The organism is Methylomarinum sp. Ch1-1 (genome assembly GCF_030717995.2).
GTDB classification, from domain to species: domain Bacteria; phylum Pseudomonadota; class Gammaproteobacteria; order Methylococcales; family Methylomonadaceae; genus Methylomarinum; species Methylomarinum roseum.
Genome location: NZ_CP157743.1, coordinates 3711879 through 3724489 on the forward strand (window position 1 = coordinate 3711879; position 12611 = coordinate 3724489).

General features: G+C 52.8%; 10 protein-coding genes and 1 pseudogene. 4 read left to right on the forward strand and 7 right to left on the reverse strand.

Translation table 11 applies throughout. From position 1 onward, the window contains the following. Positions 1-8: 8 nt before the first annotated feature. Positions 9-590: a hypothetical protein gene (locus Q9L42_RS16970; protein WP_305907245.1), complete on the reverse strand. Its 582-nt coding sequence runs from the start codon at positions 588-590 to the stop codon at positions 9-11. Between the two features lie 94 nt (positions 591-684). On the opposite strand from Q9L42_RS16970, the gene Q9L42_RS16975 reads away from it, so the two are divergent. Then, the gene (locus Q9L42_RS16975) at positions 685-906 is read left to right on the forward strand and encodes a hypothetical protein (RefSeq protein WP_305907244.1); all 222 of its coding nucleotides are present in this window, start codon (positions 685-687) and stop codon (positions 904-906) included. A 25-nt stretch (positions 907-931) separates the two neighbouring features. Here Q9L42_RS16975 and Q9L42_RS16980 read toward each other — a convergent pair whose 3' ends face one another. The 5 genes from Q9L42_RS16980 to Q9L42_RS17000 are packed head-to-tail and all read right to left on the reverse strand — an operon-like array spanning position 932 to position 6878. Then, the gene (locus Q9L42_RS16980) at positions 932-2710 is read right to left on the reverse strand and encodes an AMP-binding protein (protein ID WP_305907243.1); all 1779 of its coding nucleotides are present in this window, start codon (positions 2708-2710) and stop codon (positions 932-934) included. Further along, the gene (locus Q9L42_RS16985; protein WP_305907242.1) at positions 2643-3563 is read right to left on the reverse strand and encodes a thiamine pyrophosphate-dependent enzyme; all 921 of its coding nucleotides are present in this window, start codon (positions 3561-3563) and stop codon (positions 2643-2645) included. Before Q9L42_RS16985 ends, Q9L42_RS16980 begins: the two co-directional genes overlap by 68 nt. Continuing rightward, positions 3560-4807, reverse strand: a complete 1248-nt coding sequence (locus tag Q9L42_RS16990; protein WP_349431475.1) for a hypothetical protein — start codon at positions 4805-4807, stop codon at positions 3560-3562. The genes Q9L42_RS16985 and Q9L42_RS16990 overlap by 4 nt, the downstream gene beginning before the upstream one ends. Further along, positions 4804-5715, reverse strand: coding sequence for a 2-oxoacid:acceptor oxidoreductase family protein (locus tag Q9L42_RS16995; protein ID WP_305907240.1), 912 nt, complete (start codon positions 5713-5715; stop codon positions 4804-4806). Before Q9L42_RS16995 ends, Q9L42_RS16990 begins: the two co-directional genes overlap by 4 nt. Positions 5716-5744: 29 nt before the next feature. Then, the gene (locus tag Q9L42_RS17000; protein ID WP_305907239.1) at positions 5745-6878 is read right to left on the reverse strand and encodes a Glu/Leu/Phe/Val family dehydrogenase; all 1134 of its coding nucleotides are present in this window, start codon (positions 6876-6878) and stop codon (positions 5745-5747) included. Between the two features lie 306 nt (positions 6879-7184). Between Q9L42_RS17000 and Q9L42_RS17005 the strand changes: the two are divergent. After that, positions 7185-8473: pseudogene (locus Q9L42_RS17005) on the forward strand (transposase). A 16-nt stretch (positions 8474-8489) separates the two neighbouring features. Beyond that, complete coding sequence (locus Q9L42_RS17010; RefSeq protein ID WP_349431476.1) at positions 8490-9464, forward strand: DMT family transporter; 975 nt, start codon at positions 8490-8492, stop codon at positions 9462-9464. A gap of 536 nt (positions 9465-10000) precedes the next feature. Here the strand turns inward: Q9L42_RS17010 and galU are convergent. Then, positions 10001-10882, reverse strand: a complete 882-nt coding sequence (galU, locus tag Q9L42_RS17015; protein ID WP_305907236.1) for a UTP--glucose-1-phosphate uridylyltransferase GalU — start codon at positions 10880-10882, stop codon at positions 10001-10003. Positions 10883-11444: 562 nt separating this feature from the next. On the opposite strand from galU, the gene Q9L42_RS17020 reads away from it, so the two are divergent. Further along, positions 11445-12572, forward strand: a complete 1128-nt coding sequence (locus Q9L42_RS17020) for an aminotransferase class V-fold PLP-dependent enzyme (protein ID WP_305907234.1) — start codon at positions 11445-11447, stop codon at positions 12570-12572. Positions 12573-12611 lie beyond the last annotated feature (39 nt).

Consider the following 12611-nt stretch of genomic DNA (forward strand, 5'->3'; position numbering starts at 1 on the left):
CGTCTGGCTCAGTGCTGATGAGGTATTTCACAACCGTGCAAATAAAAATAAAAAGAATCGCTTAACGGCGCCAAATCGATCGTCAGCGTCGTTTCGGCTTCAAACTCGGTAATGGCCTCGGCCACCGAAGCATCGAACAATGGTATCAGTTGCTCGGCCAATTCGCGTTGCACATCCTCTTCATCCAATGCGAACGGGTTGTCGAAAAATTGAAGCTCATTAACCGCTTGTTCCAAAGCCAGCATGGCGAATTGTTCGATAATCTTCTCATATTCGGCAAAGACACCGGCGCCCCTGTCTTGTTTGATGCGTTCTATGTCGTCGGGATCGGCATAGAGCATAAACATGCCCACCACACCGTATTGCTCGGTTTGACAGGCGCCACCTTCCATGATTCTGACCAATTTCAATGTCTTGCCGGCTTTTTCACGATAGAGATCGGGGGCCGGCAATGCTCGCCTAAGTGACGCGCCCTCCTCTGCCTGGTCTGCAACAGTAGGCTGTTCAACAGACTCCTGGCGGACCGGCGGAGTCGAACAGGCCGGTAACAAAATAAATAAGATTGCAAAAAACGGAAATGATTTTTTCATAGCTGCGGCATGACGGTGGAATGTCTTGCATTGTAACGAAAATCGGCTCAAACTCGACAGTATAATTTTTTAAGCCCCTGGACAAGGAGGAACAATGACCACCGAGAACAATCAACTGGCCGAAAAAGTCGTGACGGCCTTCAAAAGTGTCCTAACCGACGAAGCGCTGTCACATATTTCGGAACAAGAATTCCATCAGCTGAACCTGATCGTTCGAGAAGCCTTGTCTCAGCACTTAGGACAAGCCGCCACTCTGGTCGAAGGCACCGCCAGGCAGCTTAGAGACATGACCGACCATCAAGATATTGGCTTGTAAGCCGTCGACAATCGATGTGTCATAATCATTTCGCATCGCTTGTCGTAGCGTCCATACTCTCCAGCATTTGCTTACGCATCTGGAATTTTTGTATTTTCCCGGTCACAGTCATCGGAAAGCTGTCGACGAAACGGATATAGCGGGGAATCTTGAAATGGCTCAGCTTGGCGCCGCAGAATTCCCGCATTTCCTTGGCGCTGCTTTGCTGGCCACTGCGTAGCCTTATCCACGCCGCCACTTGTTCACCATAATAACGGTCCGGCACGCCGAATACCGCCACCGCGGCTACTTTGGGATGGCTATAGAGCAAATCCTCGATTTCGCGCGGATAAATATTCTCGCCGCCGCGAATAATCATTTCCTTCAGGCGGCCGGTAATACTGACGTAACCCTCCTCATCCATCATCCCGACATCACCCGAATGCAGCCAGCCCTGTGCATCGATGGCCTCATCCGTCGCCGCTTGATCGCGGTAGTATCCTTGCATGATATGATAGCCGCGAAAACAGATCTCACCGTTTTCGCCCAACGGCAGCGTCTGATCGCCGGCTATGCCGACGATTTTGACCTCCTGATGCGGTAAATTGCGGCCGACGGTTTGAGTGCGCCGGTAGAGGCTGTCCTCACGGCTGGTCAAATGAGTCAATGGCGAGGCTTCGGTTTCGCCATAACCGATCAATATGTCGCGGCAATGCATGTCCTGCATAACCTGTTGCATTAATTCCGCCGGACAAGGCGCGCCCGCCATGATCCCGGTGCGCAACGAATCGAGCCGGTAGCGATCAAAATCCTGATGCTCCAATTCGGCGATGAACATCGTCGGCACGCCATGAAGGGCCGTGCATCGCTCCTCGTCGATCGTCTGCAATACTGCGCCGGCATCAAAATGCTCGCAGGAGATCACGGCGCAGGCGCCGACCGAGAAGCACAACAGATTGGCCAACACCATGCCGAAACAATGATAGAACGGCACCGCGATGCACAGCTTATCGGACTCGGAAAAATGCATCGCGCGGGCGGAAAACCAGGCATTGTTCAAAATATTGTGATGACTCAGCACCACCGCCTTGGGAAAACCGGTGGTTCCGGAGGTGTACTGAATGTTGATGGCGTCATCGATATCCAATTCTGCGCTGAGACGTTCCAGCCGGGATTGGGCAATTTCTCGCCCAGCCTCTACCAGCTCCGTCCAGCGGGTGAAACCTTGGGCCGGCGCCGCAGTCCGCAAAGGATCGTGCGGGTTAAAAATCACCACTCTACGTAAATCAGGTAAGCGCTCGCAACTCAATTGTTCGGCAGACTGCCAGGATAATTCCGGCAGCAGCGCCATCAACATCTGAGTGTAATCGCTGTTTTTAAATGTCGGAATGCAAAGCAGACACTGTACCCTCGATTGTTTTAGCGCATATTCCAGTTCTTGAATGCGATAAGCGGGATTGATGTTGACTAGAATAGCGCCTATTCGCGCGCTAGCCAATTGCACCAATATCCATTGCAGATTATTGGTCGACCAGATGCCGATGCGGTCGCCGCGCTTAAAACCGAAGGCGAGCAAGCCTCTGGCCAAGCGATCGACTTCGCCGGCCAGTTCAACGTAACTGAGACGAAGGCGCTGGGGAATGCCGACCACGGCTTCACGATCGCCATGGCGTTCGACCATGTCGGCAAAATGTTCGGGGATTGTCTTACCCAGCAGCGGCGCATCGCCGCCGCGATGAAAATAGCTTTTCGCCATATCATGTCCCGTCGATATCGCGCCAATAATCGTCGATGCGCCGCTGTATCCCTTGCAGCAATGCTTCATTGCGTTGCGGCTTGAACAAATGGGCAAAACGTCCCTGTCTTTGCAGATAGTCTTCCACCGGCAACCGGTTTTTGGGTATTTTGCTATGCACGACCTGACCGTCGCTATATTCCTTGAGCGGCCAGATCCCGGTTTTCACCGCCAGTTTACCGATTTCCGAACTCTGTTCCGGATCGAAGCCCCAACCGGTCGGACAAGGGGCCAATGCAATCAGCAGCCTAGGGCCTTTAATTTTCTTGGCTTTTTCCACCTTGCGCGCCAGATCCAGCGGTTCGCTGCCGATCACGGTGGCGACATAGGCCGGTTTGTTCGCGACCCACAGCGAAAACAGATCTTTCTTGAAACCGGGATAACCGCTTGCTCCCGTGCTGGTCGCTGTTTTAGCGCCGTGCGGCGTGGCGCAGGAAAACTGCTGACCAGTGTTGCCGTAACCTTCGTTGTCGTAACAAATATAGAGGAAATCGAGATTACGGTCGATGGCGCCGGAAGTCGATGAAACGCCCATGCCGTAAGCCGAACCGTCTCCGCTGAGGACCACGGCGGTCAAATCCTCGCTAGCCGGCATACGTTTCTTGGCCTGGAGTATATCCAGCGCATCGCGAACCCCCTGAGCGCCGGCCGGCGCCGAGCCCATCGCAGTATATAACCAGGAGCCGCTAAACGGCGTGAACGGATACACCGACAGCAGCGTCATGCAGCCGGCGGCATTGATGAAAACCGTTTTGTCGCCGAATACGTCGTAGATTTGATGCAGCGCCTGCAAGCCTCCGCAACCGGCGCAGGTAGCCGTGCCGGCGCCTAGCAAATGGGTAGACGGCAGATCTTTCATGCGTCGATAAATCGTCTCGCTCATGGCTGCTCCTTCTGTTCGTGGCGCTCATAAACGGCGATGCTCTGCAGTTTTTTGAATTCCGTCCATTCCTCTTGCGTGTACAAGAGCCTGGGTTGCGGCGTTTGCCCGCTTTTGCCCGCTATCTGCAGAACCTCGGCGATACGAAAAAATTCTTCCTGAGAGATATCGCGGCCCCCCAATCCGCCGATGAAACTGGCCACTACCGGTGGCGCATCGCTTTGCCCGTAAAGCACCGACGTTAATTCGGCGTGCAATACGCCGCCTTTGCCCATCGACAGGTTTTGATCGATGACCGCTAAGGCCTTTTTACCGGCGCAAGCGTCTATCAGTTGCTGGGCCGGAAACGGTCTGAGCAGGCGCGGACGCAGCAGACCTATTTTCACCCCCGCCTCGCGCAAACTCAGAACCGCCTGTTTGGCCTTGGTGGCGAAACACCCCATCATCACGTAAAGGTAGTCGGCATCCTCAGCCTGAAAGCTTTCGATAATGCCGTGATAACGCCCGAACCGTTGTTCGAATTCCTCGGCGACTTCGGCATAAACCGACAAGGCCTGCTGCATGGCCAGATGACATTCATAACGAAAATAGGAATACGGCGACCCGCCCAGAACCGCCACCGCCTGACTCTCCGGCATGCTGGCCCGGAAACGAATATTGGCGCCGTCATATGGACCGACAAAGGCTTTCGCCTGATCTTGGTCGGGGATTTGCACCGGTTCCCGGGTAAACGACAGATAAAATCCGTCCTGGTTAACGATGACCGGCAGCCTGACTTCAGCATGTTCGGCGAGACGATAGGCCATCAACACACTATCCAACACTTCCTGGCAGGTGCTGCAATGCAATTGCAGAAAGCCGCTGTCCCGCGCCGCCAGCACATCGTTATGATCGGGCTCCAAGGTAATCGGCGCGCTCAAGCCTCGGGACACATTGACCAGCACAAAGGGCGCCCGCCAACCGGCGACCGTATAAATCATTTCCATCGCATGCAACAGCCCCTGGCTGGAGGTCGCGGTGAACACCCTGACCCCGGTCGCCGCCGCGGCCCCGGCCGCGGTGATCATCGAATGTTCCGATTCCAACACCGTCATCCGCCCTTGCATGGCCCCGCTGTCGAACCACGATGACAGCGTTTCGATGATTTCCGTCTGCGGGGTAATCGGAAACGCCGGGACATAATCGATATCGGCCAGACGGGCGCCCCAGGCCGCGGCGGCGTTGCCGGTCATCAGCTGCCGATTCATGTTTTTTCCTCCTGTTGAGCCTGCGCTTCGGGGATGCTTTCGATCGCATGCGCCGGACATTGGGCGACACAAATCATGCAACCCTTGCAATGTTCATAATCGATCACCGGTCGGTTTTGTGCATCGATATTGATCGCACTGTCGGGACAACTGCTGCTGCAGATCCACCAGCACTGATTACAACGCTGCTCATCGATGACTGGCCTGCGCGTGCGCCATAGGCCGGTTCTGACCTTGACGCTGGTTTGCGCCGCATGTATCACCGGCGCCGAGCGGTCGGCCGTTTCCAACGGTAATTCGATCCAATCCGGCCTGGCATAATCGGACGCCGAACTCTCCGGCAATTGCTTGACGATACCGCGGTCCTGTTTGACGACCTCGAAAGCCCGCACCGCGGCGTCGACATTGATCTCGATCAACTTGTCGTCATACCCGGTCAAGGCCTGTTTTACCGCTTCGATCAACTGCTCGACCTCGATCTTCCCACAGAGGCTGGCGGCCGCGCCGGCGCAGGCGGCGCTAACCAGCGGCAGCTTGGAGGTTAACGGCGTTAGCACCTTGACTGGACTGCTTATATTTAAGCGCTGCCGCCAGGTTTCGGAGCCTTCCCGGCTGACTATCAACAACACCGTTTCCGCCGTGAATCCGCTCATTACACCGGCGGCGGCCACCGGCACCAGGCTGTCGTCGGCCACGACCACCAAGCCCGGCTTGCGAATGATGCCGCGAGCATAGATGTCCTGCTTGTCGGCGCGGACATAGGCGGTCATCGGCGCGCCCCGCCGTTCGGCGCCATAGCGCGGCGCATCCTGAACCTCGAAACCGGCCATAAAAAAGGCGTTGCCTAACATGTGACTGGCCGTTTTCATGCCCTGCCCACCGCGTCCATGAAATCGTATCGTAAACATCGCAGCTCACCGCCTCGGCCTTAGCCTCGCTATAGGAAATGCGGCGCCGAGGAAAACAACGACCAACGCCGCATCGACATCGCTTTCTTGATCCTGGCCCTCGACATCTTCATCGCCGCTACCCGGGGCGGAACGCGTTCGTTGAAGCTGATATCGAGCACCCTTCGGGTATTGTTACTGACTTTTTCGGCGATAGCGGCCATCGCCGTCTCTTTAGTCGAGCCCCGATATTCCATCGCCGCACAGATCACTCCGCCGGCGTTGGCGATAAAGTCCGGCACATAGAGGATGTCATGCTCATACAGATATTTTTCCGCGCCTTCGGTCACCGGGATATTGGCGCCCTGAACAACGAGTTTGGCATTCAGGCGTTGCACATTGCTTTCGTTGATGACATCGGGACGCGCCGCCGGAATCCAGATATCACAATCTATATCGATGATCGCATCGCGTTCCAGACTCTTGCCGCCTTCGAAGTCGGCCACGCTTTGCCCTTGACGTTTCAATTCGAACAAGGCCTCCAAGTCCAAGCCCTGTGGATTATGGACCGTACCACGGCTATCATTGACGGCGATGATGCTGGCGCCTTTCTCCTGCAAGAAACGGGCGCTATGCTTACCTACCGAACCGAAGCCCTGAATGACCACACGCGCGCCGTTTAAATCGAGCCCCAGGTAACTCATCGCCAGTTCGGTTGCATGCATCACGCCCCAGCCGGTCGCCCCGATTTCATCGAGTGGTATCCCGCCCATTTCTGTGGGCAAACCAACCGATCGACCGATCTCGTCCCTCACCCAAGCCATGCATTCTTCATTACTCCCCATATCCGGCCCGAAAATATAGCTTTCTTCATTACGCAACGAATCGGCGGCGGCGCGTATGATCAACTGCTTTTGCTGCATCGGCATTTTCGGGTCGCCGTAAATGACCATTTTGCCGCCGCCATGCGGCAAGTCAGCCGCGGCATTTTTCAGCGTCATCGCCCTGGCCAGACGGAAACACTCATTGACGCTGACATCCGGGGCAATACGCAAACCGCCGATCGAAGGACCACTGGCAACATTATCGATCACCAGAATGCCTCTCAAACCGACACTCGGCTCGTAGACGTGAATTATTTTTGCCGGTCCCAAATCATCGGCAAAACCAAACAAGTTATCCATTAATGTCCTCGTTCTTTTTCCGCTTTTTATTTCGAGTGTACTCTGGATGCCTCGATCCAGCAATCACCGTTCGGCAATTCTGATAATGGAGATGCGCACAGAATTTCAGCCATGACATTAGGCCATCAAAAAGTGCCCACGCACCATCGACATCGGCGAGCCTATGGTGCTTTGCATTTGAAAAATGCCATTATCGCTAAACTTATTGCAGCAATTCCCAATTTAAAACCCTGGTAAAATAGTGGCAATTTTAAACCTGTAAATCACCCCCCATAATCCCATAGGTCAATTCAAATGGACTTGGAAATAATTAACCAGATTCGCACTACCTTCGAAAACCTGCCTGACCACCGCAAACCCGGCAACAATCGGAAATATGCGGTGGAAGATGCCGCCCTGAGCGCCTTCTCGGTCTTCTTTACGCAAAGCCCGTCTTTTCTGGACTATCAGCAGCGAATGCAAAAGCTTCACAATCGAAATAATGCGCAATCAATTTTTGGTGTCCATCAAATTCCTTCGACCAGCCAAATCGGCAACCTGCTGGATCCGATTGCACCGGAAACACTCTATCCGGTGTTGGCCGAGGTGGGTGACCAGCTTTACACGCAGGGTTGTCTGAAGCCGTTCATGAGTGTTGGCGGCACCTTGTTGGTGGCGATGGACGGCACCGATTCCTTCAGCTCGGAAAGATTTCCTGTCCGTGCTGTACTCAACAAACGCTGAAAAACGGCCAAACCTTATACCGTCACACCGTCGTGACACCGGTGATTGTCGCCCCCGGGCAAAGCCGCGTGGTGCCTTTGCCGCCGGAATTTGTTCGCGTCCAAGACGGCGTCGACAAACAAGACTGCGAATTGGCGGCGGCCAAGCGCTGGCTCACCACGTGGGGTGCTCATTACGCTCCTCGAGGCATCACCGTGCTGGGCGATGATTTGTATTGTCACCAGCCGTTTTGTGAGGCCGTGCGTGCGCAGCACCTGGATTTTCTGTTCGTCTGCAAGCCTGATTCCCATGCGTTATTGTACGAATGGCTCGACGATTTTACCCGGACCGGCGAGGTCCAAACGCTCGAAAAAAGCCGTTGGAACGGCAAACAACGCCTGACCGAACGCTACCGTTACCTCAATCAAGTCCCGCTCCGCAACAGCGACGATGCGTTAATGGTCAATTGGTGCGAAGTGACGATCCTCAATGCCAAACAAGAAGTGGTCTACCGTAATGCCTGGGCGACATCACACACCCTCGACGAACACAATGTGATCGACATGGTCGCTGCAGGCCGCGCGCGCTGGAAAATAGAGAACGAAAACAACAATGTTCTCAAGAATCACGGCTATCATTTCGAGCATAACTTTGCCCACGGCAAGCAGCATTTGTCCAACTTCTTGGCGACCCTTAACTTATTGGCTTTCCTCGCTCATACCGCGCTTGAATGGTTGGACGAGGCTTACCGGGCCGTCCGCCATGCGGCGCCCTCCAGGCGCACTTTCTTCGAACAATTCCGAACCTTGCTTCAGTTCATGCCTTTTGATAATTGGCAGCATCTGATGCGGTTCATGCTATATGGTGAAAATCTAATACCCAGGAAAACGTAAGGTTTTAAATTGGGAATTGCTGAAACTTATTGACGGCGGTTTCGTCTATAATGATCGGTTTGGTTTTGGTTTAAGCACCTTGAACACGTTACGTCTCTTCGCCGCCTATCTCGGCGTCATTCTGCTCTGGGCGACAACGCCGCTAGCAATCAAATGGAGCGCCGAAGGCGCGGGGTTTATTTTTGGCGCCGCTTTACGCATGTCCATCGGCACGCTTTGTGTGTTTTTGATCTTAGCCGGTTCGAGAAAAGGTTTGCCGTTGCATAAGCGCGCCATAAAAACCTACCTGGCCGTCGCGCTACAGATTTATGGCGCGATGATGGCGGTTTACTGGTCCGCACGCTTCATTCCTTCCGGTTGGGTTTCGGTGATCTTTGGCCTGGCGCCGTTTATGACGGCGATGCTGTCCGCCATTTTCCTGCAAGAAAAAAGCCTGAGTCCGACAAAGATTCTTTCCTACTTCCTAGGGATCGGCGGGCTTGCAATGATGTTCAGCTCGGCAATAGAACTCAATGAAAAAGCCATTCAAGGCATGGTGGGGGTGTTGCTCGGCGCCTTTTTGCATTCACTAAGCGCGGTCTGTATCAAACGCATAGACGGCAAACTACCGGCGATGACTCAGGTTGCCGGTGGCCTGCTGATTGCAATGCCGCTTTATTTGTGCAGCTGGTTTTATCTTGACCAGGCGCAATGGCCTGCGGTGCTGCCGATGCGCAGTTTGCTAGCCATCGTTTACCTGGGCATCGTCGCCACTACGCTGGGCTTCGCATTGTATTACTATGTGCTGACCCATTTATCGGCCACTAATGTCGCGATGATTACCATCATTTCACCGGTTCTCGCGTTGATGCTGGGTCATTTCGTCAATGGCGAAACACTGACAATCAAAGTAGCGGTCGGCACATCGATGATACTGGCCGCCCTCATCGCACATCAATTCATCGAACGCAGGCAAAAAATCAGACTCAGGCATCAACAAGAAGGCGCATGATGGCTTGCGCCTTGGATCCAGGAAGCTAATAATTCAACAGTCAATGTCGACCCGTGCCGTCCTAATGCACAGGGCTACCTCATTAAATGAATGAGTGGCAAAACAGAAAATTAACAACAAATACGCCTAAAGTAAGTTAAACGTTTGGGGTGTGTTAAATAACCCGCCCCGCGTGCATTGAAAGCTTTTAGCCGATCCGCTGCGCGTGATCCACCTCACGGATGTGGGTAGGGTGTACTGACGATAGGAAGCGCACCGGTTTTTGATGCGCTTCACGCTGTTCGACACATCCGAAGGCAAGACGGTGCTTTGCGTAAGAGCGCCTCCCTCGGCGCGAAAAGCAAGTAGTCCGCATTTCGCGATGCGAAATGCAGGTCAACGAGGTCCTGAACGATTCAACCGTGACTAGAGCAAGTTAAACGTTTGGGGCGGGTTAAATAACCCGCCCCGCCCAGAGGGATGACGCGATATTAACCAATGTGTTGGTTCAGGTATTTTTTCATGAGGGAGCCCCGGCCTAATGCATGGCGCCGCCGCTAATATTTTGTCGACAACTCTTTTAGATAGCTTAGGAAATCGTCCTTTAGATCTTTATGCAGCAAGGCATGTTCTACCGTGGCGATTAAATAGCCCAGCTTAGAACCACAATCATAGCGATTGCCTTCAAACTCAAACGACATGACCGTTTGCTCGTTCATCAATTCGGCAATGGCGTCGGTCAACTGAATCTCTCCGCCTGTCCCGCGTCCCGTCTGTTCGATTTTGTCGAAAATGCCCGGGGTTAAAATATAACGGCCGACAACCGCCAGATTGGAAGGCGCCTTGTCCGGCGCAGGCTTTTCAACGATAGATTGCAAACGACCGACTCTCTCCTCGACTTCTTCCGTTTCCACGATGCCGTATTTATCGGTTTGCGAGGGATCGACTCGCTCCACGCCCAAAATGCTGCGTTGCTCGCGTTTAAACAGCTCGGTCATTTGCGCCATGCAACCGCGCGTCGAATCTTCAATCAAATCATCGGCCAGAATGACCGCGAACGGTTCATCGTTGATAACGGGCTTCGCGCAAAGCACGGCATGCCCCAAACCCAGCGCCTCCGGTTGGCGAATGAAGACACAGGACACATGGGGAGGCAAAATATTCCTGATCATTTTCAGCATTTCCGTCTTACCGCTCTGCTCCAGCTCCATTTCCAGTTCATAGGATTTATCGAAATGATCCGGAATTGCGCGCTTGTTGCGACCTGTGATAAAAATCATCGTATCGATGCCCGCCGCAATGGCTTCCTCCACGGCGTACTGAATCAGGGGCTTATCTACGATAGGCAACATTTCTTTCGGGCTGGCTTTGGTAGCTGGCAAAAAGCGTGTGCCTAAACCAGCAACCGGAAAAACGGCTTTAGTGATTTTGTTATTCATATTTGCGTTTATTCTCGATTTAGCAGTGTAATTTGTTTCCATCCACAAACGCCGTTGATGGAGATATTCTGATCGGACGTTTCCACTCAGAAATAGCGAACGTCGTTTTCAGGCCGTATCAAAGTATTACCTATTTTATGAATCGTTAGCAAGTCATGCAGATGATAACCTATGAGTATGACATTATCATGTTAATGGACAGCGGCGCCAGTTATGCACTATTACTCATTCATGTTATATATGACGGGAACTCGGCGGGCGCCAGCTATTCCCAAGTTGAGCATTTTTGCCGTGTTTAGGGCATGGGATGTGTTTGGCGAGGATGTCGGCAGCAAGGATGCTGCCGTCAAACTCCCAGGGATGGGTTTACCCAGCACCTAAATTATCCTGGAATGTAAAATATAGTCCTGTAGCCATGGGATTTAGGTGCTGGGCTCCTCTACAGACACACCCCATGCCCTTTTTGAGCTCCAGACAGGGAAATTACATTGACTATGTATACTAGACGATAATCTTTTTATAGCCGCTGATTTCTTTATTATTCACTTTCAAAATAACCGATATGAGCAGACACCCTGAATTCCCTCTTGATAAAGAGCTGATTTATCTGAACCATGCCGCCGTCTCCCCTTGGCCGCAAAGAGCCGTTCAAGCGGTCACCGCATTTGCCGAACAAAACAGCATTTATGGCTCTCAGTTCTATCCGCAATGGCTGCAAAAGGAACAGCAATTACGCAAGCAGTTAACGCAATTGCTTAACGCGCCGTCAACGGACGATATCGCCTTGGTCAAGAATACTTCGGAAGCTCTGTCTTTTGTCGCCTATGGCTTGCAATGGCAAGCCGGCGACAACATTGTCAGCAGCAACCAGGAATTTCCCTCCAATCGCATCCCATGGCAATCACTGGCCGATCAAGGCGTTGAGTTCAGGGAGGCAGAATTAAATTCAACGGATGCGCCTGAACAAGCCTTATTCAATCTGGTCGACCACAACACCCGCCTGCTCACCATCAGTTCGATTCAGTTTGCTACGGGGTTACGCCTGGATCTGGAGAAAATCGGCGAATTCTGCAAACAACATAATATTCTGTTCTGCATAGACGCCATTCAAAGCCTGGGCTGCGTTGAATTTGATGTTCAGGCTTATCAGGCCGATTTTGTCATGGCCGATGGACATAAATGGATGTTGGGGCCGGAGGGGCTAGGCGTCTTTTACACCTCCCCCTCCTCCAGGGAAAAGTTGAAACTGACGCAGTACGGCTGGCATATGGTGGCCGACACCCATCATTACGAAAACAAGCCCTGGTCTATCCACCCCGGCGCACGACGTTTCGAATGCGGTAGTCCCAATATGCTCGGGATTCACGCCTGGTCCGCGAGTCTGTCATTGTTGCTGGAAACAGGCATGAAAACAGTGGAAAAGCAAGCCATCGATCACAGCGATTATTTAATCGACAGGATCGAGAATTCCAAAAAACTGACCCTATTATCTAGCCATAAAAATAAGTTAAAATCGGCCATCGTCGTTTTTAAACATCGATATGCAGAAAACTCGACATTGTTTAAATGTTTATCGGATCAAAACGTCGCCTGCGCCATGCGCGGACAAGGCATCCGTTTTTCACCACATTTTTACAATTCATCCGAAGAACTAGCGCGAGCTCTCGATATTGCAGAAAATTTTACTTGAAAGTCCTCCAGTATCGTCTATCCTTACGCCCATTGTAAT

What these genes read in the sequence shown, in the direction of transcription:
- Q9L42_RS16970 (WP_305907245.1), bottom strand. Translation starts at nt 590, where the DNA reads ATGAAAAAATCATTTCCGTTTTTTGCAATCTTATTTATTTTGTTACCG.
- Q9L42_RS16975 (WP_305907244.1), top strand. Translation starts at nt 685, where the DNA reads ATGACCACCGAGAACAATCAACTGGCCGAAAAAGTCGTGACGGCCTTC.
- Q9L42_RS16980 (WP_305907243.1), bottom strand. Translation starts at nt 2,710, where the DNA reads ATGAAGCATTGCTGCAAGGGATACAGCGGCGCATCGACGATTATTGGC.
- Q9L42_RS16985 (WP_305907242.1), bottom strand. Translation starts at nt 3,563, where the DNA reads ATGAGCGAGACGATTTATCGACGCATGAAAGATCTGCCGTCTACCCAT.
- Q9L42_RS16990 (WP_349431475.1), bottom strand. Translation starts at nt 4,807, where the DNA reads ATGAATCGGCAGCTGATGACCGGCAACGCCGCCGCGGCCTGGGGCGCC.
- Q9L42_RS16995 (WP_305907240.1), bottom strand. Translation starts at nt 5,715, where the DNA reads ATGTTTACGATACGATTTCATGGACGCGGTGGGCAGGGCATGAAAACG.
- Q9L42_RS17000 (WP_305907239.1), bottom strand. Translation starts at nt 6,878, where the DNA reads ATGGATAACTTGTTTGGTTTTGCCGATGATTTGGGACCGGCAAAAATA.
- galU (WP_305907236.1), bottom strand. Translation starts at nt 10,882, where the DNA reads ATGAATAACAAAATCACTAAAGCCGTTTTTCCGGTTGCTGGTTTAGGC.
- Q9L42_RS17020 (WP_305907234.1), top strand. Translation starts at nt 11,445, where the DNA reads ATGAGCAGACACCCTGAATTCCCTCTTGATAAAGAGCTGATTTATCTG.